The organism is Lederbergia graminis, from assembly GCF_042655485.1.
GTDB lineage: Bacteria > Bacillota > Bacilli > Bacillales > Bacillaceae_C > Lederbergia > Lederbergia graminis.
In genome coordinates this window covers 136,951-158,214 of sequence record NZ_JBHSMC010000005.1, presented here as the reverse complement: position 1 = coordinate 158,214, position 21,264 = coordinate 136,951, and the positions used below count along the sequence as shown (strand labels likewise).

The 21,264-nt window shown below is 36.4% G+C and carries 18 protein-coding genes; 12 read left to right on the top strand and 6 right to left on the bottom strand.

From position 1 onward, the window contains the following. The first annotated feature begins 22 nt into the window (after window positions 1–22). The gene (locus tag ACFPM4_RS06930; protein ID WP_144921175.1) at window positions 23–211 is read left to right on the top strand and encodes a sporulation protein Cse60; all 189 of its coding nucleotides are present in this window, start codon (window positions 23–25) and stop codon (window positions 209–211) included. A 319-nt stretch (window positions 212–530) separates the two neighbouring features. Here ACFPM4_RS06930 and ACFPM4_RS06925 read toward each other — a convergent pair whose 3' ends face one another. Then, on the bottom strand, window positions 531–1,787 hold the full coding sequence (locus ACFPM4_RS06925; protein WP_382349407.1) for a BaiN/RdsA family NAD(P)/FAD-dependent oxidoreductase: 1,257 nt from the start codon (window positions 1,785–1,787) through the stop codon (window positions 531–533). A gap of 231 nt (window positions 1,788–2,018) precedes the next feature. On the opposite strand from ACFPM4_RS06925, the gene ACFPM4_RS06920 reads away from it, so the two are divergent. After that, window positions 2,019–3,632, top strand: coding sequence for a putative polysaccharide biosynthesis protein (locus tag ACFPM4_RS06920; protein WP_382349404.1), 1,614 nt, complete (start codon window positions 2,019–2,021; stop codon window positions 3,630–3,632). A 50-nt stretch (window positions 3,633–3,682) separates the two neighbouring features. Here the strand turns inward: ACFPM4_RS06920 and ACFPM4_RS06915 are convergent, their stop codons facing one another. Further along, window positions 3,683–3,952 (bottom strand): hypothetical protein, encoded by a 270-nt coding sequence (locus ACFPM4_RS06915; RefSeq protein WP_144921172.1) that lies wholly within the window; start codon window positions 3,950–3,952, stop codon window positions 3,683–3,685. Between the two features lie 104 nt (window positions 3,953–4,056). On the opposite strand from ACFPM4_RS06915, the gene ACFPM4_RS06910 reads away from it, so the two are divergent. Continuing rightward, window positions 4,057–4,770, top strand: coding sequence for a pseudouridine synthase (locus tag ACFPM4_RS06910; protein WP_382349399.1), 714 nt, complete (start codon window positions 4,057–4,059; stop codon window positions 4,768–4,770). Between the two features lie 102 nt (window positions 4,771–4,872). Beyond that, on the top strand, window positions 4,873–5,034 hold the full coding sequence (locus ACFPM4_RS06905; protein WP_382349396.1) for a hypothetical protein: 162 nt from the start codon (window positions 4,873–4,875) through the stop codon (window positions 5,032–5,034). A gap of 48 nt (window positions 5,035–5,082) precedes the next feature. On the opposite strand, the gene pulA is transcribed toward ACFPM4_RS06905, so the two are convergent. Further along, window positions 5,083–7,191 carry a type I pullulanase gene (pulA, locus tag ACFPM4_RS06900; RefSeq protein ID WP_382349393.1) on the bottom strand — a complete coding sequence of 703 codons (2,109 nt, stop codon included), beginning with the start codon at window positions 7,189–7,191 and terminating at the stop codon, window positions 5,083–5,085. A 262-nt stretch (window positions 7,192–7,453) separates the two neighbouring features. Here pulA and glgB point away from each other — a divergent pair, with 262 nt between their 5' ends. From glgB to ACFPM4_RS06880, 4 genes are read left to right on the top strand one after another with little or no spacing between them, the layout of a single operon-like run. Beyond that, window positions 7,454–9,379 (top strand): 1,4-alpha-glucan branching protein GlgB, encoded by a 1,926-nt coding sequence (gene glgB, locus ACFPM4_RS06895; protein WP_382349390.1) that lies wholly within the window; start codon window positions 7,454–7,456, stop codon window positions 9,377–9,379. Continuing rightward, complete coding sequence (locus ACFPM4_RS06890) at window positions 9,376–10,515, top strand: glucose-1-phosphate adenylyltransferase (protein WP_382349387.1); 1,140 nt, start codon at window positions 9,376–9,378, stop codon at window positions 10,513–10,515. The genes glgB and ACFPM4_RS06890 overlap by 4 nt, the downstream gene beginning before the upstream one ends. Before the next feature lie 28 nt (window positions 10,516–10,543). After that, the gene (gene glgA, locus ACFPM4_RS06885) at window positions 10,544–11,968 is read left to right on the top strand and encodes a glycogen synthase GlgA (protein ID WP_382349384.1); all 1,425 of its coding nucleotides are present in this window, start codon (window positions 10,544–10,546) and stop codon (window positions 11,966–11,968) included. Window positions 11,969–11,981: 13 nt separating this feature from the next. Further along, window positions 11,982–14,411 carry a glycogen/starch/alpha-glucan phosphorylase gene (locus ACFPM4_RS06880; RefSeq protein WP_382349381.1) on the top strand — a complete coding sequence of 810 codons (2,430 nt, stop codon included), beginning with the start codon at window positions 11,982–11,984 and terminating at the stop codon, window positions 14,409–14,411. A 199-nt stretch (window positions 14,412–14,610) separates the two neighbouring features. On the opposite strand, the gene ACFPM4_RS06875 is transcribed toward ACFPM4_RS06880, so the two are convergent. From ACFPM4_RS06875 to ACFPM4_RS06865, 3 genes are all read right to left on the bottom strand, one after another. After that, a complete protein-coding gene (locus ACFPM4_RS06875) occupies window positions 14,611–14,832 on the bottom strand; it encodes an HTH domain-containing protein (RefSeq protein ID WP_144921165.1) in 222 nt (73 codons plus the stop codon). A 234-nt stretch (window positions 14,833–15,066) separates the two neighbouring features. Next, window positions 15,067–15,399 (bottom strand): hypothetical protein, encoded by a 333-nt coding sequence (locus tag ACFPM4_RS06870; RefSeq protein ID WP_382349377.1) that lies wholly within the window; start codon window positions 15,397–15,399, stop codon window positions 15,067–15,069. 69 nt (window positions 15,400–15,468) lie between these two features. Then, window positions 15,469–16,146, bottom strand: coding sequence for a hypothetical protein (locus ACFPM4_RS06865; protein WP_382349374.1), 678 nt, complete (start codon window positions 16,144–16,146; stop codon window positions 15,469–15,471). Window positions 16,147–16,158: 12 nt separating this feature from the next. On the opposite strand from ACFPM4_RS06865, the gene ACFPM4_RS06860 reads away from it, so the two are divergent. The 4 genes from ACFPM4_RS06860 (at window position 16,159) to pepV (ending at window position 21,182) form a co-directional block, all read left to right on the top strand. Further along, window positions 16,159–17,484 (top strand): hypothetical protein, encoded by a 1,326-nt coding sequence (locus ACFPM4_RS06860; protein WP_382349371.1) that lies wholly within the window; start codon window positions 16,159–16,161, stop codon window positions 17,482–17,484. 341 nt (window positions 17,485–17,825) lie between these two features. Continuing rightward, complete coding sequence (locus tag ACFPM4_RS06855) at window positions 17,826–18,527, top strand: ABC transporter ATP-binding protein (RefSeq protein ID WP_144921162.1); 702 nt, start codon at window positions 17,826–17,828, stop codon at window positions 18,525–18,527. After that, entirely contained in the window at window positions 18,524–19,702 is a 1,179-nt protein-coding gene (locus tag ACFPM4_RS06850) for an ABC transporter permease (RefSeq protein WP_144921160.1), read from the top strand. The genes ACFPM4_RS06855 and ACFPM4_RS06850 overlap by 4 nt, the downstream gene beginning before the upstream one ends. 64 nt (window positions 19,703–19,766) lie before the next feature. Next, window positions 19,767–21,182, top strand: a complete 1,416-nt coding sequence (gene pepV, locus ACFPM4_RS06845) for a dipeptidase PepV (RefSeq protein ID WP_144921157.1) — start codon at window positions 19,767–19,769, stop codon at window positions 21,180–21,182. Window positions 21,183–21,264: the final 82 nt, after the last annotated feature.

Here is a 21,264-nt window from a genome sequence, read left to right as displayed (position 1 = left end):
AAAACATATAGGGGTGATAAAGGTGGTTCAAGTAAAAGTATTTGATTGTGAACATGAAAAAGACTTGGAAGAAGAGATGAATGCATTTTTATCAGGGTTGAATAAAAAGGATATAATAGATGTGAAATATCATATTGCTGCAATTGGAGATCCTGAAGATGAACAAGTTTATTGCTTTAGTGCAATGGTGCTGTATATAAAAGCCGCATAATAAAAGGGTAGTTCAATCCATCTCGTAACAGATGATGGAACTACCTTTTTTTTAATGCCTAATAGGGAATGTGTTCCTAATCGGCAATTAGACTTGAATGGGTTAATAGAGTGGTTCTATAAGACATTTCCCGATGAGTTGGTGTATAAAATGTCTAATAGAAAGGTTCTAATAGACACTTCCCCATGAGTTAGTGTTCAAAATGTCTAATAGGAGGGCTCTAGCCCTAATAAACATTTATACATAAACTGTATATAAAATGTTTAATAGAGCAATTCTAATCCCTATTTTCTTCGCAACTCGATGGAGATGATAACCTCTAATATTTTAGAGCGGCATTCATACCAGCTAGTTTCCCAGTTACAAGAGCGGAGGTGATATTATAACCCCCAGTGTAGCCATATATATCCAATACTTCTCCACAAAAATATAGTCCTGGCATCAATTTAGATGCCATCGTTTTTGGTTCTATTTCTTTTATTGATACCCCTCCACCAGTTACAAAGGCTTTTTCCAGTGGTAATGTACCGTTAACCGTAAAGCGGAAATGTTTACACTCATTCACGAATGCACGTATTTTTTCTTTCGAGACGGTTGCAAATATAGCATTAGGGTCAATATTTACTTTTTCTAAAAGGAATAGTAGATAGCGTTCAGGAAGTAGTCCTTTTAATGCATTTTTGATTGCCTTTTTCGCCTCTTCACCACTTAATTGTTGAATTTCATCAAAAAGCACGCCTTCTTTTTTGTCTGGTAAAGCATCAATCTCCATAACTACCTCATTCAGCTTCCACTTTTTTAAGGCTTTTACAACAAATTGACTGCAACGAAGTACTGCTGGGCCAGAAATACCAAAATGGGTAAAAATCATGTCCATTTGATGGGTAATAATTGCTTTCCCTTTCGGATTCAATACACTTACTGCAACATCACGTAAAGATAAGCCTTGTAAAACTTTTTCCTTAATGAAGGCTTCTGAAGACGTAACAGGAACTTCAGTTGGAAAAAGCTCTGATATTGTATGACCAGCAGCTTCAGCCCATGGAAACCCATCTCCTGTTGAACCTGTTTGTGGAACAGATTTTCCTCCTGTTGCTACTACAACTGCCTCGCTTTGAATTGTTTCCCCAGATTCTAGATAGACACCAACAGTTTTATTATCTTCGTAGAGAACTTCTTTTACAGCACTATTAGTTCTTATCGCCACTCCTAGTGTTTCCATTCGTAAAAGCAAAGCGTCGACAACAGATTGAGCTTTATTATTTACAGGAAACATTCTCCCGTGATCTTCTTCTTTTAATGCAATGCCGAGATTTTCAAAGAATTGAATGATATCTTCATTGTTAAATACGGAAAACGCCCCATATAAAAATCGGCCATTACCAGGTATATGACGAATGATTTCTTCTATTGGTAAACGATTTGTTACATTACAGCGTCCACCACCAGAGATGGCTAACTTACGTCCAAGTTTATTACCTTTATCAATAAGCAATACTTTTGCATTTTCTTCAGCTGCTGCAATAGACGCCATAAGACCAGAAGGCCCACCGCCAATTACGATTACATCATACATATTCATTTCAACACCTTGCGATTTAGTAATCTTATTTTAGAATGATAAGGGTTGAAAAGCAACAAAGCGATAGACTTTCATTTGTCAAATAGCGTCGATAGCTGTAAACTTGCTATAGAGTTTCATTTTGATATAAAGTTTTTTACAATATACATGATAGATGGTGTTCATTTTATCATCACTAAAAATGAGCATATAAGTGTAAATAAAAATATGGAGAGTTAAGAATGTATGTCATCTAAATTAATTCGGGGAACATTTATATTAACATTAGGTACGATATTATCTAAAGTTCTTGGTCTTTTCTATGTGATTCCGTTTTATGCCATTATTGGTGGATCGAGTCATATGGCATTATATAATTTTGGTTATGTTCCGTATACCATATTCATAAGTATTGCAACTGCTGGTGTCCCTTTAGCAGTTTCCAAATATATAGCTAAATATAATGCATTGGGCGAATATGCAGTTGGTCGTAAGTTATTTAAATCAGGTATGGTCGTCATGTTTGCAACGGGAATATTATCATTTGCATTAATGTATGGCCTTGCACCATTGTTCGCTAAAATATCGTTAAATGGAGTAGATGATTATTCTATTGATGAGGTAGCTACGGTTATTCGTGCTGTCAGTTTTGCATTAATCATTATTCCTATCATGAGTTTAATACGAGGATTTTTCCAAGGTCATCAATCAATGGGGCCATCAGCAGTATCAACAGTAGTAGAACAAATTGCTCGGATAGTTTTTTTATTAGCTGGAGCTTTTATTGTTCTGTATGTTCTAAATGGAACAATCGTTACGGCAATGAGTGTTGCCACATTTGCTGCATTTATTGGGGGGATAGCCAGTCTAATTGTATTGTTATGGTATTGGAAAAAGCGGAAACCAGGCTTGGATGAACTGCTACAGCATAATAAAGGTACATTAGATGTATCTCTGCCAAGTATGTATAAAGAAATTATTATGTATGCTTTTCCGTTCATTCTAGTTGGTATAGCAAATCCCTTATATCAATTTATTGATCAGACAACTTTTACAAAAGCCATGGCATTGGTAGGGAATTCTGCAAGAGCTCTAGACGAATTAGGAATCCTAAATGTTACAACCCACAAACTAGTCATCATTCCGGTATCGTTAGCTACTGCATTTGCTTTAACTATTGTGCCACTTGTTACGGAATCATTCGTTAATGGCGAAAGACGTGTCATGTTTCGCCAACTAGATCAAACACTACAAATATTATTATTTATTACATTACCTGCTGCACTGGGACTTGCTATCTTAGCAGATCCATTTTACACGGTGTTTTATGAGCACGATATAAGAGGAGCGGAAATTCTAAAAACGTATGCTCCTGTCGCGATATTGTTTGCTTTATTTTCTGTAACGGCAGCTATTTTACAAGGAATTAATGAACAGCGGTACACAATTTTAAGTTTGCTTTGTGGTATTCTCACGAAATTGGCATTAAATATTCCATTTATTAAAGCTTTTGGTACAGAAGGTGCAGTTTATGCAACTGCTTTAGGGTATGGAATTTCCATTGTCATTAATCTATTCGTCATAAAAATGTTTGCCCAGTATCCATTTAAAATTGTTTTTAGAAGAAGTTTATTAATTGTCATCTTTAATTTGATGATGATTATTCCTGTTTACTTTGTATATAAAGGTCTAGATTCGGTTATGAATATCGAATCTAAGTTTCAATCTTTACTTATCATCGCGATCTGTGCTGCTATAGGGGGATTAATATACGGATATTTGAGTTTGAAATCTGGTTTAGCCGATCGATTATTTGGTGAACGCCTTGGTAAATTGAAACGAAAACTAAGATTGGGATAATGGAAAGAGACTAGTTTAACCTAGTAACTAGTCTCTTTCATCATTACATATTAATAATATCCGTTTTCTTGTGGGCGTCCTGGATAACCTGGGAAACCAGGAAAACCAGGATTTCCAGGTTGACCTTGTCTTTCTAATCTTTGTACTCGTCTTTCAAGACGTTCTTGTTCGCGTTCTAATCGTTCCACTTGTCGTTCTAAACGGGTAACTCTGCGCTCTAATTCAGAACTTCCACCACCAGGAAATCCTGGGAAGCCAGGGAAAAATTGCTGCTGAGGTTGCCCGCCTCCTTGAGGGAGCATTTGTTGACGATAATCCATTATTGATATTCACTCCATTCTTTTAATGCCTGCACATTAGCCTATGATGGAGTTAATAAAAGGTATGGGCAGTAGCCCAAAAATTGAAAAAGAGGTGTTGCCTGGTGCGTATCGACAAGCTCCTGTCAAATACTGGTTACGGTAGTAGAAAAGAAGTTAAGCAATTACTGAAATCTGGAAGTGTTCTAGTGAATGGTACGGTTGTAAAAGATGCAAAAACTCATGTGGACCCAAATCATGATCTTGTAGTTGTACATAATGAGGAGGTCTATTATCGCGAATTTATTTATATTATGATGAACAAGCCTCAAGGAGTAATATCTGCAACCGAAGATTTACGAGAAAAAACTGTAATTGATTTACTTGATATTAATGATGCACAATTCAACCCTTTTCCGGTTGGCAGGCTAGATAAAGACACGGAAGGTTTATTATTAATCACTAATGACGGACAGCTTGCCCATACATTGTTGTCGCCAAAAAAGAATGTACCTAAAACATACTTTGCTGTCATAAACTCTGAGGTTACAGAGGAGGATGTACGGTTATTTGAAGCAGGTGTAACCCTAGATGATGGATATGAGACGAAACCAGGTTATTTAAAAATATTAAAGTCTGGATTAACTTCCGATATTGAATTGACAATAACGGAAGGGAAGTTCCATCAAGTAAAAAGGATGTTTGAAGCAATTGGGAAGAGAGTTATTTATTTGAAGCGGATCTCAATGGGGCCATTACAACTTGATGAAAGTCTTGATTTAGGAGAATATAGAGAGTTAACGAAAGAAGAGTTAGAACAATTGAAAGATAAAGCTTAAACCATGCCGACAATATATGTCGGTTTCTTTTTTGGATAGGTGTATCTACATCGGACAAACTAACAGCAGTAGTAAAAATCCAATAAAGAAAGGCTGGTATATATGGCAAAGCGGAAAGCAGAAAGAAATGCTGTGGAAAAGCACAGTAAAACACCGAAAAAGAATATTGGTGAATCTGATTATTCAGCAGAGTTTGCTGCTGGTGAAAGCCCAATGAAAGGTGCAAACCGTAACTCGAAACAAGGGAGAAAAGGAAAAAACTAAAAGCGATAAACTTCGGCGAGATTACGTATCCGTCGAAGTTTTTCACTTTTAGTAGCGTGCTTTTTTGTATACGATTAGTTCAAACGGTGAAATAATTGTAAACTCACCTTTTGTAATTGCTTTTTGCTTATCATGAGAATTACTAGCAGAAACCTCCCAAGTTCCCGCAGAGGGTAATTGTATTTTATAAGATTCATTTGTTGGATTTGCATATACAGCAATATCCTCACAATCTCCAATCAAAGCATAACCAAACACTGGCTGTGGTGTTTGCAGTGGGTAGTATCTTTTTCTTATATCTTGTTTATTTGTAAGTCGGAAAACAGGATGTTTTTTTCTAATCGAAATTAACTTTTTAATAAATTCAATATTCTCTTTCTCTAGTTCTCTTTTACGCCAGTCTAATTTATTTATTTCATCATTAGATATATAACTATTCTCTACACCATTCTTCGTCCTATACCATTCTTGACCAGCGTGAATGAATGGAACTCCCTGACTTAATAGCACTAAGCCAGTTGCTAATTGATGCATTTTTTTCCTTACTATTTCACGCTCTTGACTGTTCGTAATTAGCAATCTATCCCACAAAGTATGGTTATCATGACATTCTACATAGTTAATCGTTTGATTTACCTCAGTAACAAATGGTTCTCCGTATTCTTCTAATACGGACCCTGATACGAGGAAGTTAAGTCTTTCTATATAGCGACCTTTTCCATTAATATATCCTACATCTGAGACCTCAAATAGATTTCCCTTTAAAGTATCGCGAAAATAATCATTAAAAAAACGGATACCATTTAATTTAACAGAGTTTGCAGATGTTGCCTTTTTATCAGATGGTAGTGCTGTCGGTAAGTCCCACCCTTCTCCTAGTAACATAATCGGTGGAGATTCACGTTCACAACGCTGTTGAATGTCATTTATTGTTTCAATATCCATTGCTCCCATTAAATCAAAACGAAATCCATCAACATGGTATTCTGTTAGCCAAAAATCAATCGTATCTAATATAAATTTACGAACCATCTTTCTTTCCGTTGCTAAGTCATTCCCGACGCCTGTTCCATTACTTAATGAACCATCAGAGTGATAACGGAAATAATAACCAGGTACTATTTTGTCAAAAGGAGAGTCTTCCATTATAAATACATGGTTATATACAACATCAAGTATCACGGACAAATCTGCCTCATGAAAGCTATTAATCATTTTCTTGCATTCCATAATTCTTGAGAAAGGATCATTTGGTGAAACAGAATAACTTCCTTCTGGTACTTGAAAAAATAGTGGATCGTAGCCCCAATTATAGGTTTCAAGAGGTTGTAATTCGTTTATACGAGCAAAATCATTTATTGGTAGTAGTTGAACATGAGTACAACCTAGTTCCTTAATATAGGTTATTCCTGTTGATGCACCATTGGTTGTTTTCGTCTGAAATTCTGTTAATCCTAGAAACTTCCCGCGGTTTATGACACCGCTTTCCTTTTGGATGGTAGCATCACGAACATGTAATTCATATATAATCGAGTCTTGTAAGTTCTTTACATAAGGTCTGTCAGAGTTCTTTACAAGATTGTTTAGCCTCGAAAAATCAACCACAACTCCTTTTTCGCTGTTCGGAAGTAAGGCTTTGGCATATGGGTCATTCACTCTTACTAGAGTTCCATTTATATTTAATTCATACTCATATGAATATCCATGATAATCACCAGAAATAGTTGTACTCCATACACCACGATTTTGTCGACTTAATATTTCTTTTTTATTATTTAAATATAATGTAACAGATATTGCGGTAGGGGCCCAAAGTGAAAATGTAGTAGCATGCAAACTACAAGTAGCACCAAGTATCACATCATCTGTAGCATATTGTTCATCAAACCAAGGGTTTCTCACAATATCTCTTGGGTAAATAGGGATACTTTCTTGTGCCCATAAAAGGCGAAGGTTCTCACCTAACGGAATATCCTCAAAAAAACGGATTTTCACCGTATGTTTATCTACCCACTGCTCAATCTTAGTGTGAATAAATTTTTCTTCCGTCAACCAATAGATGATAGGCTGTTCTTGTGATTGGAGCACATTGACATTATCATCCAAGTTAACAGTTAACATGCGGATATCATCTATCCAAGCGATGGAACTCTCCACAAAAGCAACCCCTTTTTTACATTAATCGAATTCACTTTATCATATGTTAATTCTTAGATTTGGCAATAATTATGCTCTATTTATCAGCATATCTTTAGAAATTTATTCCATTATATTCAAATAATTCTTTCGACAAAATGCAAATAAAGTCTGTAAACTTCACAAAAAGTTGTCGAAAGAATTTTGGATAAATTCACGCAATTATAATTTATAATAGGATTTAATATAGATTTACGGTTCAACTTAGAAAGGAGTCAGCTATTTGCATTACAACATTTCAGAACAGGAGATATACCTTTTTCATCAAGGAACTAATTTTCATAGCTATAAGATGTTTGGTTGTCATCATGTAAACCTAAACAATATTTCTGGTTATAGGTTTGCAGTTTGGGCACCAAACGCACAACAGATACATGTTGTTGGTGATTTTAATGAGTGGCAGGGTAAGGATTACTCATTAAAAAAAGTTAATGATAAAGGAATATGGGTTGGTTTTTTTCCAGATATACCAGAAGGAGTTCCATACAAGTATGAAATAACTACTGCTAATGGTGATGTACTATTAAAAGCTGATCCTTATGCTTTGCAATCGGAGCTTCGTCCTAATACAGCCTCTTTAACACCAACATCTTCCAAATATGAATGGCATGATCAAGAATGGAAAAGGAGAAAGAAGAGCTTTAATGCCTTTTCATCTCCAATATCCATTTATGAAGTCCACCTTGGTTCTTGGAAGAAGAAAGATAATGGTGACTTCTATACGTACCGAGAGCTTGCGGAGGAATTAATTCCATACGTGAAGATGCTCGGTTACACCCATATTGAATTACTGCCATTAGCAGAACATCCTTTAGATATCTCTTGGGGATATCAAGTAACTGGTTACTATGCGGTTACTTCTCGTTTTGGAAACCGAAATGATTTTAAATATTTTGTGGATCAATGCCATAAAAATAATATTGGAGTCATTATGGATTGGGTGCCAGGCCACTTTTGTAAGGATGATTTTGGGCTGCGTACTTTTGATGGGACACCATTATATGAATACTCTGACCCGAGAAAAGCTGAAAAAAAAGCTTGGGGAACATTAACTTTTGACTTTGGGAGTCCCGAGGTACAAAGTTTTTTAATTTCAAACGCTCTTTTTTGGCTAAAGGAGTATCATATCGATGGATTAAGAATAGATGCTGTAGCCAGCATGCTTTATCTTAATTTTGATAAGGAGGCTCATGAAGAAAGGATTTATAATTCATTTGGTGGTGAGGAACATTTAGAGGCATACGCATTCATAAGAAAGTTGAATGAAGTAATTTTTGCCTATGAGCCAAAAGCGTTAATGATGGCTGAAGACAGCTCTGATCTTCCACTCGTAACATCTCCAATATATGCAGGTGGGCTCGGCTTTAATTATAAATGGAATATGGGCTGGATGAATGACATGTTGAAATATATGGAGAAGGATCCTGTCCATCGTAAGTGGCATCATAATTTGATTACATTCTCTTTCATGTATACAAATACAGAAAACTTTCTATTACCACTTTCGCATGATGAGGTTGTACACGGAAAAAGATCATTGCTTGATAAGATGCCGGGGGATCAATGGAAACAGTTTGCTAATCTGAGATTATTAATTGGCTATATGTTTGCACATCCAGGAAAAAAATTGCTATTTATGGGAGCCGAAATTGCTCAATATGCTGAATGGAAAGATAAGGAGCAGTTAGATTGGCATTTGTTAGATTATCCTCTTCATAAAGCTTTTTTTACATATATGAAGGAAATAAATCATTTTTACTTGAGAAATAAAGCCTTGTACGAATTAGATCACAAGGAAGATGGTTTTGAATGGATTGATCCCCATAATATTGATCAAAGTATTATTGCTTTCAGAAGACGAGGTGTAGATCCAGATGATGATTTAATTATTGTCTGTAATTTCACACCAAATGTTTATGAAAACTATAAGGTTGGAGTACCAGCTCCAGGAGATTATATAGAAATATTTAATACAGATGCTGTGCTATTTGGGGGTTCAGGCCAAATAAATAATGGGAATTATCGTTGTTATTCAGAAGAATGGCATGGGTTAGATCAACATATAAAAATTAAAATTCCCCCATTAGCGATGGCTATCTTTAGACAGAAAAATAAAACAACAAATCTAGTGGAGGAGGACATGGGATGAAAGAATGTATAGGCTTGTTATTAGCGGGGGGAGAAGGTAAAAGGTTAGGGGAATTAACGAGAACCACTGCAAAGCCTGCTGTCCATTTTGGTGGAAAATACCGCATAATTGACTTCACACTAAGCAATTGTGCAAATTCTGGTATTGATACTTTAGGGGTAATGACCCAATATTCTCCTCTAGAATTAAATAGACATATTGGAAATGGTCAACATTGGGACTTAGATAGAAAAGATGGTGGTGTTACCATACTTTCACCATACAAAGGTTGTAATGGTGGTAATTGGTATTCTGGAACTGCAGATGCAATATATCAAAATATCAATTTTATTGAACAATATAATCCGGAGTATGTGCTTGTGATTTCAGGAGATCACATCTATCAAATGGATTATAGCAAATTACTAGATCAACATAAAAAAACTGGTGCAGATGTAACAATTTCAGTCGTACCAGTAGCTTGGGAAGAAGCATCTAGATTTGGAATTCTAAATACTACAGAAGATATGCAAATCTATGCTTTCGATGAAAAGCCGAAAATACCTAAAAGTAATCTTGCCTCCATGGGAGTATATATCTTCACATGGTCCGTGTTAAAAGCTTTCTTGTTAGAAGATGCGAAGAACATGCTCTCTAGTCACGACTTTGGAAATGATATTATACCAGCTATGTTAGAAAGTAATTTACGGTTATTTGCATATAGATTCGAAGGTTACTGGAAAGATGTTGGAACTATACAAAGTTATTGGGATGCGAATATGGATCTATTAGAAGAAGAATGGATACACTCCTTGCTAAATTCAAGAATCTATTCTAAACAATATAATCTACCACCCCAATATTTAGGGGAAATGGCGGTTGTCAGAAATTCAATTGTCGTATCAGGAAGTAAAATTTGTGGTACTGTGACAGGATCCATTCTTTTTAGAAATGTGTTAATAGATAGAGAGAGTGTAGTGAAACAATCAATCCTCCATCCAAACGTAAAAGTAGGGAAAAATTGTCTGCTAGAACGTGTAATTGTAATGGAAAATACAGAGATACCAGATGGCACTCGAATACAAGTGGATATTCATGAAGATCCGTTAGTGCTAAATCAGGAGAAAATCAACGAAATAATCACAGTTTATCAATAGAAAATATCGTAGGAAGGAGATACGAAGCATGAAGAATATATTATTTGTTGCCTCTGAGTGTACACCATTTATAAAAACGGGGGGATTGGCTGATGTAGTTGGATCTCTACCTCAAGCATTAAAACAAAATGAGAAAATGGAAGTGCGTGTAATTTTACCTTTATATAATGAAATTTCTATTGAACATCGAAATGCAATGGAATACCATTCATCCTTCCATGTTCAAGTGGGATGGAGAAATCAAGAAGTTACAATTTATTCGATGGAATACAATCAAATAATCTATTATTTTGTTTCAAATGAATATTACTTTGATCGTAAAGGAATATATGGTTATTATGACGACGGCGAAAGATTTGTCTTTTTCAGTCAAGCGGTCATTGAAGCATTAAAGCATTTGGATTTTATACCAGATGTTCTTCATGCTCATGACTGGCAAGCTGCTTTAACAGTAGCACTCGCAAAAATAAGTGAACCTATTCACGATATGAAAACGGTATTCACCATTCATAATCTAAAATATCAAGGTGTAATGCCACTAGGTGCATATCACGACTTCTTTGATTTACCAACAGAACATATTGCTGGTCTTGAATGGAATGGCATGCTTAATTGTCTTAAAGCAGGGTTATTCCATGCAGATAAAATAACGACGGTTAGTGAGAGTTATGCAGAGGAAATAAAGATTCCTTATTATGGCGAAGGACTTCATCCTGTTCTTTTAGACAGAGGAGAAGATGTAATTGGTATATTAAATGGAATTGATACAAAGGAATATAATCCTCTTACAGATCCTAACATTCATGTGAATTATCGTTCATCAAAGGTTAGGAAGAAAGAAAATAAAATGTTCCTTCAAGAGAAATTTGATTTACCAGTAAATAGTGATATACCACTATATATTATGGTAACACGGTTAGTTGAGCAGAAAGGATTGCATCTTGTACAACATATACTCGATGAATTTATGCAAGAGGACATTCAATTAATAGTTCTAGGTACTGGTGATGAGGAATTTGAAACTTTCTTCTCAGAAGCGGCAAATCGATATCCTCAAAAATTAGTTACGTTGTTAACCTTTAATGAAAAAGTGGCACGCCAAATGTATGCAGGTGGAGATTTCTTTATTATGCCATCGAAATTTGAGCCTTGTGGTTTAGCGCAACTTATTGCCTTACAATATAAAACAGCCCCAATTGTTAGGGAAACGGGTGGTTTAAAAGATACGGTTCAACCTTTTAATGAAATAACAAATGAAGGTAACGGCTTTAGCTTTTTAAATTATAATGCTCATGAATTATTAACTGTTTTACGTTATTCACTAAAAGTGTACTCGAATCAGGAGCAATGGTCACAATTATTAAAAAACATTAATAAATGTCAATACAGTTGGAAGGAATCTGCACATAAATATGCAAACTTGTATGAGCAATTAATACCAATTTTTGTATAGGAGTTGTGAAATATTGCCTCAACTAACTAGAGATTTATGGAAAGAAAAAATAATCTCAAAGCTAAAATCAGATAAAGGGAAAGAATTAGAGGATGCTTCCAATAAAGATATATATGATATTATTTCCTCCATGGTAAATGAGGAAATAATGCCGCAATGGGTAGCTACGCAAAAAAAGTATAAAGAAGAGAACTGTAAGCAAGTATATTATGTATCAATGGAGTTCCTGATTGGAAGCTTACTTGAGAGCAATTTATTGAATTGTGGAATGTTACAAATTTCTAATGAAGTGCTAGAAAGCATTGGTAAAAACCCGCAAGAAGTCTATTCTCAAGAACATGATGCTGGACTTGGTAATGGGGGATTAGGGCGACTAGCTGCTTGTTTTATGGATTCATTAGCATCATTAAGTTATCCTGGTCATGGGTTTGGTATTCGATATAGATATGGATTATTTGAACAACGGATTATACACGGTAATCAAATAGAGTTACCTGATTATTGGTTAAAGGATAATTACGCTTGGGAAACAAGAAAAGAGGAAGAGGCTATTTGTATTCATTTTCGAGGCGATGTTCATATGTTTCGAAAGAATGATGGCAACCTTGAATTTAAATATGAAAACACGGATAAAGTGTTAGCAGTTCCTTATGACGTACCTATCGTAGGTTTTCAAAACCAAGTGGTAAATACATTGCGCTTGTGGAGTGCTGAGCCATATTACGAGGATAAAGATAATGTATATAGAGAGGGGTCAAAATACTATCATGACCTTGATCATAAACATTCCATTGAACAAATTTCAGGTTTCTTATACCCGGATGATTCTAATCATGAAGGGAAAGAATTACGGCTAAAACAACAATATTTCTTGGTTTCCTCCAGTATCCAGAATATAATTCATCATTTTAAAAAGAATTATAAGCTACCATTAAAAAGATTACCTGAAAAGGTCGTCATACAGATAAATGACACACATCCAAGTTTAATTATTCCTGAATTAATGAGGATTTTGATGGATGAAGAAAATTTTAGTTGGAATAATGCATGGGAAATTACAACTAATGTGATAGCCTATACGAATCATACAATTATGAGTGAAGCACTTGAAACTTGGCCAACTTCGATGATGCAGGAACTTTTACCCCGTATATATATGATTATCAATGAAATTAATGAACGATTTTGTAAAGGTATCTGGTTTGACCATGAGGAATTAAGAAATCAAATACCTAATATGGCAATTATTGCGGATAACTATGTTCATATGGCACGTCTTGCAATTGTAGGTAGCTTCAGTATTAATGGAGTAGCACGCATTCATACGGAGATACTAAAGAAACAGGAAATGAAGATATTTTATCAACTTTATCCTGAGCGCTTTAATAATAAAACAAATGGAATTAATCACCGACGCTGGTTACTTCAAGTGAATCCTAAGTTAGCTGGACTCATTACGGATGTTATTGGACCACAATGGATACAAAGACCAAAGCAACTAATAAGTTTATTAAAGTATTCAAAAGATAGCTCACTTCTGGAGCGATTTGATACTGTAAAATCAGAAAATAAACAGAGGTTAGCAAATTATATATATGAACAAACAGGCGTATTAGTCGACCATCATTCCATATTTGATGTACAAATAAAACGTCTCCATGAATATAAACGACAATTACTAAATATCTTTCACGTCTTATATTTATATAATGAGTTAAAGGAAAACCCGAATTTAAATATGGTTCCACGAACTTTCATCTTTGCAGCGAAAGCAGCACCAAGCTATCATTTAGCAAAGGAAATTATAAAACTTATTAACAAAGTAGCATCGATTGTGAATTATGATACAACCATTCAAAATAAGTTAAAGGTAATATTTCTAGAAAACTATAACGTTAGCTTAGCAGAAAAAATTATACCTGCTGCAGATATAAGTGAACAAATATCAACTGCAAGTAAGGAAGCATCTGGAACTGGTAATATGAAGATGATGATGAATGGTGCTTTAACTGTTGGAACATTAGATGGCGCAAATATTGAAATTAGAGACTTAGTCGGGGAAAGGAATATGTTTATATTTGGTTTAACTGCAGACGAGGTCTTGAATTATTATCAAAATGGTGGCTATCGCGCAATAGATATCTATAATACAGATGATCGTGTGAAAAGAATATTGGATCAGTTAAATCAAGGTGAATTTGGATCTCATGAAATTGAATTTAAAGATATTTATTACAATATACTTTATCATAATGATCCATATTTTGTGTTAAAGGATTTTGAGCCTTATATTGAAACACATGAGTTAGTGGAGCAGGCGTATAGAGATAAATTAACTTGGCTTAATATGAGTGTTACAAACATTGCTTATTCTGGTAAATTTTCTAGTGATCGAACGATTCAAGAGTATGTTGCTGAGATTTGGAAATTAAAAAAATTATAAGAATGAAAAAAGGAGCTACGTATTACGTAGCTCCTTTAATAATATAAATACCTTTGGTCTAGTTAGATTACTACAGTAATAACCTAATCCAATGACTCTCCAGAGTAACTTCCTTCAATAAAATTATTAATCTTTTGTCTCCCAGGTAGGATTTTAGACTACTGTCTAGCCTCTGAACCTGGCATTTTCACATTATTAATTACGATGTAATTTTGACTTTTTTCTCGGTTGTTGTCCATTTCCCACGTCTGGGGCTGCTGATTAGGTCATTGTATTCTAACACATTCAAATCTCTTTGAATGGTGCGAGGAGTGCTCCCGAATTCATCTGCAAGCTCCCGTGTTGTGACGGGGCCATTTTCTTTAATAAAGAAGTAGATGTCTTTTATTCGAGTGAGCATTCTATTTGTCGAAGGTTTCAAAAAACCACTCCCTCATCTTTAATCCCTTGGCAGATGGTACGGACGGCTTTTGGCCTAGACTTTACATTGGCCTTTTTCAGTCAATTTTTTCTTTTGGACAACTCCTTCTCATATAATTGAAATATCAGACAGTTCTATTCTATCTTATTTATTGAAAAATTAAAAGGGTAATTGGTTATGTTGTTCAATATGTTAAAGAGATCCTAGGCATAGAGCCTAAGATCCCATAACAATCTATTTTAAATGAATTTCTAAAGAATGTTTTCTGTTACTGTTTTTTGATACCTTTAAACCAGAACCTCCGGAATATTGACTTATCTCGAAGATCAGCTTTCCTTTTGTAGTGGAAGTGTCAATAGTATATATTTTTTCAGCACCTGGTCTTAATTGATTCTCTTCTTTACTATTGGGTGTAACTGCTAATAATTTGTTAGGTGTTTCTTTTTTATAAACTTTAATATCGAATTGTCTTGATTCTGTTTTATTTGAATTTATCACTTTTACGTAAAGCGAATTATCTTTTTCAGCAGCATTTACTGTACAACGAGATATATTAGTTTTTGACATACTGTCTCCTCCAATCTCATAGTATGATAGGCTGTGGCGAAGAATTAAAGATTAACTTATTAATAGTTATTATTGTTTATTATTTTTTAATTCATTAATTGCATTGAGAACTGCTTGACGGCTTGCATTATCGTCTTCCATGAACCTATTCAGCATATTATTTAAGCTAGATAAGATTGGATCGACACTACCTGTATTTCCATTAAGAGCCTGCAACATTGCAATTGTAGATAATGTTACTGCAAGAACTGTTCCAGTATTGTCACTTACATTGATAATGGTGTTATTACCGTTCGTAAATGTGTTGCCACCTGCATTAGCTTCAGAAGTAGTATCAGAATCCACACTAGAAGTAGAATCTGAATTGGAAGTAGATGTAGTATCAGAATCGTTATTTGCTGTAGCATCTGAAGTTGATCTATTATCTGATTCGTTGCTGGATGAAGCATCTGAATTGGAAGTAGTGTCCGAATCATTGTTAGATGTAGCATCTGAATTAGATCTAGTATCTGAATCATTGTTGGATGTAGCATCTGAATTGGAAGTAGTGTCTGAATCGTTGTTAGATGTAGCATCTGAATTGGAAGTTGCATCTGAATCTGCATCTGCATCGGCGTCGGCGTCGGAATCAGCACATGCATTAGAGTCGGATTCTGAATTAGCATCAGAATCAGAATCAGCATCAGAATGCGCTTCAGAGTCGGAATCCGCATCCGCATCAGAATGCGCTTCAGAATCAGAATCCACATCAGAATTTGAATGTGCTTCAGAATCAGAGTCCGCATCAGCTTCAGAATCTGCATCAGAATCAGAGTCCGCATCAGAGTCCGCATCAGAGTCAGAATCGGCATCCGCATCAGCATCCGCATCAAGGTCAGAGTCCACATCCGCGTCAGCATCTGCATCAGCATCGGAATCGGAATCAGAGTCGGCATCCGCGTCGGCATCCGCATCAAGGTCAGAGTCCACATCCGCGTCGGCATCGGCATCGGCATCGGAGTCAGAATCAGAGTCGGCATCCGCGTCGGCATCGGCATCGGCATCGGAGTCAGAATCAGCGTCGGCATCGGCATCGGAGTCAGAATCAGCGTCGGCATCGGCATCGGAGTCAGAATCAGCGTCGGCATCGGCATCAGAATCAGAGTCGGCGTCCGCATCGGCGTCGGCATCGGCATCAGCATCAGCATCGGCGTCGGCATCAGCATCCGCATCTGCATCAAGATCAGAGTCTACATCCGCGTCGGCATCAGCATCGGCATCGGAGTCAGAATCAGAGTCGGCATCGGCGTCCGCATCAGCATCCGCGTCGGCATCAGCATCCGCATCAGCATCGGCATCGGCGTCCGCATCAGCATCGGCATCGGCGTCCGCATCAGCATCAGCATCAGCATCGGCATCGGCGTCGGCATCGGCATCAGCATCAGCATCAGCATCGGCATCAGCATCCGCATCGGCATCCGCGTCCGCATCAGCATCGGCATCGGCGTCCGCATCAGCATCAGCATCAGCATCGGCATCGGCGTCGGCATCGGCATCAGCATCAGCATCAGCATCGGCATCAGCATCGGCGTCCGCATCGGCATCGGCATCGGCATCGGCATCCGCATCGGCATCAGCATCCGCATCGGCATCGGCATCGGCATCAGCATCCGCATCAGCATCCGCATCGGCATCGGCATCGGCATCGGCATCCGCATCAGCATCCGCATCGGCATCGGCATCAGCATCAGCATCGGCATCTGCGTCAGCATCAGCATCGGCATCTGCGTCAGCATCTGCGTCGGCATCCGCATCGGCATCTGCGTCAGCATCCGCATCGGCATCTGCGTCAGCATCCGCATCCGCATCAGCACATGCATCCGCATCAGCATCTGCGTCGGCATCGGCATCGGCATCGGCATCGGCATCTGCGTCGGCATCGGCATCGGCATCTGCGTCGGCATCCGCATCGGCATCAGCATCTGCGTCGGCATCGGCATCGGCATCTGCGTCGGCATCGGCATCTGCGTCAGCATCAGCATCAGCATCCGCGTCAGCATCTGCATATGCTTTAGCGTATGCAGTAACATCGATATCACTATCTAAATCCGCGTCCGCATCTGCATCAGATTCCGCATCCGCGTTTGAATATGCACCTACATTTTCTTCAATGTCATCTTCATATCCTTCATACCAATTTTCTTCAAAGTCTCTAGTAGTTCTTCTTTTTCTTTTTCTTCGATTATTCATTTCATTTTCACTCAAAGTATTTCCCTCCTTTTACAAGTTAGTATATTAAGGACGGGAAAGCTTGTTTAGGCAGTCATCCTTAGTTTACTGAGGGTTATCGCCCTTTTGTGTATAATCACTATAAAATAATCAATTAGCGGAACTTTCTAGAGAGAAATACGTAAAGAGATATAAGTTATTCCTAGGAGTGGTTATATTTGAGTTTACTTGATGTGAAAATTAAGAAAGCAGGTTACAAGCAAAACATGGAGATCATTAGAGACATCGAATTCTCTATAAGACGTTCTGAACTAGTTGGAATGATTGGAGCAAACGGTGCTGGTAAAAGTACCACGATAAAATCAATCTTGGAACAATTAGCTTTTGTGGAAGGAGAGATACATAGAGAAGAAAATAGTACATATTCCTATATTCCAGAACGTCCCGTTTTTTATGATGAATTAACACTGTGGGAACATTTTGAGTTTGTTGCTGCAGTGGAAAATTTACATGATTCAAGTCTAATCTATGCTAAGGAGCTTCTAAAAAAGTTTCATTTATTACAACATATACACGAATTCCCTAATACTTTTTCAAAGGGTATGCAACAAAAAGGAATGACAGTTCTTGCGTTATTTACAAAACCTGATTTGTTAATAATAGATGAACCCTTTATGGGACTTGATCCAGCATCAACGATACTATTGTTAAATATGATTGAGGAAGAACGAAATAAAGGTACAGGTATATTAATGTGTACACATATATTAGATACGGCGCAACGCATATGTGACTCTTTCGTCATAATTGAACAAGGAACTATGAAGGCTGCTGGAACATTAGAAACCGTTCTAGAGAAATGTAATGCAACAGATGGAACACTTTATTCATGTTTGTCACTCGAAGGTGATACAGAATGAATGGTATCCAATTATTATGTATAAGAGTGAAACAAAATTGGACTTACCAATATAAAATAATGAAGTCGGTAGTTGATTGGACAGTTTTCGTTTACTTTGTCATCCCCCTTACCGTTATCACGATAGCAATCTACAAATCCTGGTGGGAAGAGTTACCTAATTGGATACATAATATCTCTTTCTATTGGATATTCATTGTTTTCTTTTTATTTTTTTGGGGTAACCATTTTCGGACATATGTTAAGGAAGCAGATAGCATTTTTTTGCGAAAAAACGAAGTATTGTTGTTACACATGAGACGTTGGGGGATTATTTACTCCTATATCTATGAAATTGTACTCCTTCTATTTTCATTTGTTTTTATCGCGCCTTTTTGGTTTCAACATTATGGCTATAATCTGCATCAATTACTCCTTTTTGGAGGCTTATGTTTATCTATTAAATGGGTAATTATGGGGATAAAGGGAAAGTTAAATGTAGAGGTAACAGGATGGCGTACATTAATTAGCGGTATACCTCTATTGCTTGGTACTATTCTCGTTTGGAGTTTTTGTTATCAAGCCTTTATTAATAATCAAATAGCGATAATTTTGGGGATAACTATTACATTAACTATTGTTTCCATTATCCTTATTTGGCCAAGGTATAAAGATAACCATCGCCTTGAACAAGATTTAGCGATAGATCGATTTGAAAAGACAAAGATAATCGATATGATTTTCTCATTATCTATGGATATAGAGAAAATGCCCAAGCGATACTCATCAAGAAAAAGTCCAGTTACATTTTCCAAATCAGGTAGGATATTTAACCGAAGAACACCTAAAAATGGATTTCTTGAATTGTTTATGAAAGTAAATGCACGGAATATACAATATATAACAGGTTATTTTCAAATAATTGGAATAACAAGTGCTGCAACTATTATTCTTCCACCTATGTGGCTAAAAATAACAATTATTATAGCTGGGTCTTTATTTTTACTTAGTTGGATAAATTCGTTATGGGATAAAATATTAGGAAATCATCCTTTTACAAAAAAATACAAAAATGAGGAAGGTTATTTTGCAGGTAGAAAACAGTTAACAATTGTGCTTGTAATTCCTTTTGTTATATTTATCAGTTTATCAATGATTTTTAATATATGGATACGTAGTAAGTTACCTTTTATTTAATTTCTATTAATGGAAGATAAAATGTACAATATAATTAATGTTTTTTGGAAAAGGAGTCAAAGGAATGAACAATATAAACTGGCAGGAAGAAGTAAATAAACGGAAAGAGGACCTTATTGCGGATTTACAAGGGCTTTTAAAAATTCCTAGTGTTTTAAACGAGCAAGATGCAACACCAGATGCACCGTTAGGTCAAAATGTCAAAAAGGCATTAGACTATATGTTGCAATTAGGGGAAAAAGATGGATTTATTCCTAAGAATACAGGCAATCTCGCTGGTCACTTAGAAATAGGGACAGGTAACGATTTGATTGGTATTTTATGTCATGTCGATGTTGTTCCTGAAGGGGATGGATGGTCTGTTGATCCATATGGTGGTGAAGTAAAAGAAGGAAGAATATATGCGCGCGGATCAATTGACGATAAAGGACCAACAATGGCAGCATATTATGCGATGAAAATTGTCAAGGAGTTAGGGGTTCCATTTCAGAAAAGAGTACGAATGATCATAGGAACTGATGAAGAAAGTGATTGGCGTTGTGTGGAGCATTATTTCCAACATGAAGAGATGCCAGAGATGGGATTTGCACCAGATGCTGATTTTCCGATTATTCATGCTGAAAAAGGAATTGCTGATTATGATTTAGTACAAAAAAATCAACTAACTCCATCTAAAGGAGCAATTACTTTATTATCATTTGAGTCTGGAAGACGTTATAATATGGTACCTGATTATGCAAGAGCAATTATCGATGTGGATAAAAACCATACACAGATAATGCAAACATTCAATGAGTTTTTAAAAGTACAGCAATTAAAAGGGAACTATTATCTAGAAAGTGGTTTTACAGTTCTTGAACTTGAAGGAGTATCGGCACATGGAATGGAACCAGATAACGGAAAAAATGCCGGATTAATCCTTGCCAGTTTCTTATCCACAATGGATTTAGATCCAAAAGCAAACACATATATACAATCTGCTGTTAAGTTCTTTTTTGGTGATTCTCGTGGAAGAGCATTAGGAGTGCAGTACGCGGATGATATAACGGGAGATTTAACAATTAATGTAGGGAAAATGTCATATAATGAACATGACGGTGGACGTTTCGGACTTAATATGCGTTATCCTGTAACTTTTGATATCGATAAAAATATGACAAAACTGAGGGAAAAGGTGAATCAGGCTGGATTTACAATTGAGAATTTTTCTGATTCCAAGCCACATCATGTTCCAGAAAATAATCCACTCATAAAAGTTTTACAAAAAGTATATGAAGAACAAACTCAAGAACAGGCTAAATTATTAGCTATAGGTGGAGGAACATATGCAAGAGCGTTGGAATCAGGCGTTGCATTTGGTGCACTATTTCCAGGACGCCCGGATGTAGCTCATCAAAAAGACGAATACATAGAATTGGATGATTTGTTCAAAGCCACTGCAATATACGCACAAGCAATATATGAACTTGCATGTAAGTAAAGTTTAATGTATTAATTCCTATTTAATAAACTGGTTTCCTAGCTGGAAGCCAGCTTTTTTTAGTATCTTAATTTTGTTAAAC

Coding starts and splice junctions, on each gene's coding strand:
- ACFPM4_RS06860 (WP_382349371.1), top strand. CDS start 16,159: ATGTGCTTCAGAATCAGAGTCCGCATCAGCTTCAGAATCTGCATCAGA.
- ACFPM4_RS06915 (WP_144921172.1), bottom strand. CDS start 3,952: ATGGATTATCGTCAACAAATGCTCCCTCAAGGAGGCGGGCAACCTCAG.
- ACFPM4_RS06925 (WP_382349407.1), bottom strand. CDS start 1,787: ATGTATGATGTAATCGTAATTGGCGGTGGGCCTTCTGGTCTTATGGCG.
- ACFPM4_RS06890 (WP_382349387.1), top strand. CDS start 9,376: ATGAAAGAATGTATAGGCTTGTTATTAGCGGGGGGAGAAGGTAAAAGG.
- ACFPM4_RS06870 (WP_382349377.1), bottom strand. CDS start 15,399: ATGTCAAAAACTAATATATCTCGTTGTACAGTAAATGCTGCTGAAAAA.
- ACFPM4_RS06850 (WP_144921160.1), top strand. CDS start 18,524: ATGAATGGTATCCAATTATTATGTATAAGAGTGAAACAAAATTGGACT.
- pepV (WP_144921157.1), top strand. CDS start 19,767: ATGAACAATATAAACTGGCAGGAAGAAGTAAATAAACGGAAAGAGGAC.
- ACFPM4_RS06905 (WP_382349396.1), top strand. CDS start 4,873: ATGGCAAAGCGGAAAGCAGAAAGAAATGCTGTGGAAAAGCACAGTAAA.
- glgA (WP_382349384.1), top strand. CDS start 10,544: ATGAAGAATATATTATTTGTTGCCTCTGAGTGTACACCATTTATAAAA.
- ACFPM4_RS06920 (WP_382349404.1), top strand. CDS start 2,019: ATGTCATCTAAATTAATTCGGGGAACATTTATATTAACATTAGGTACG.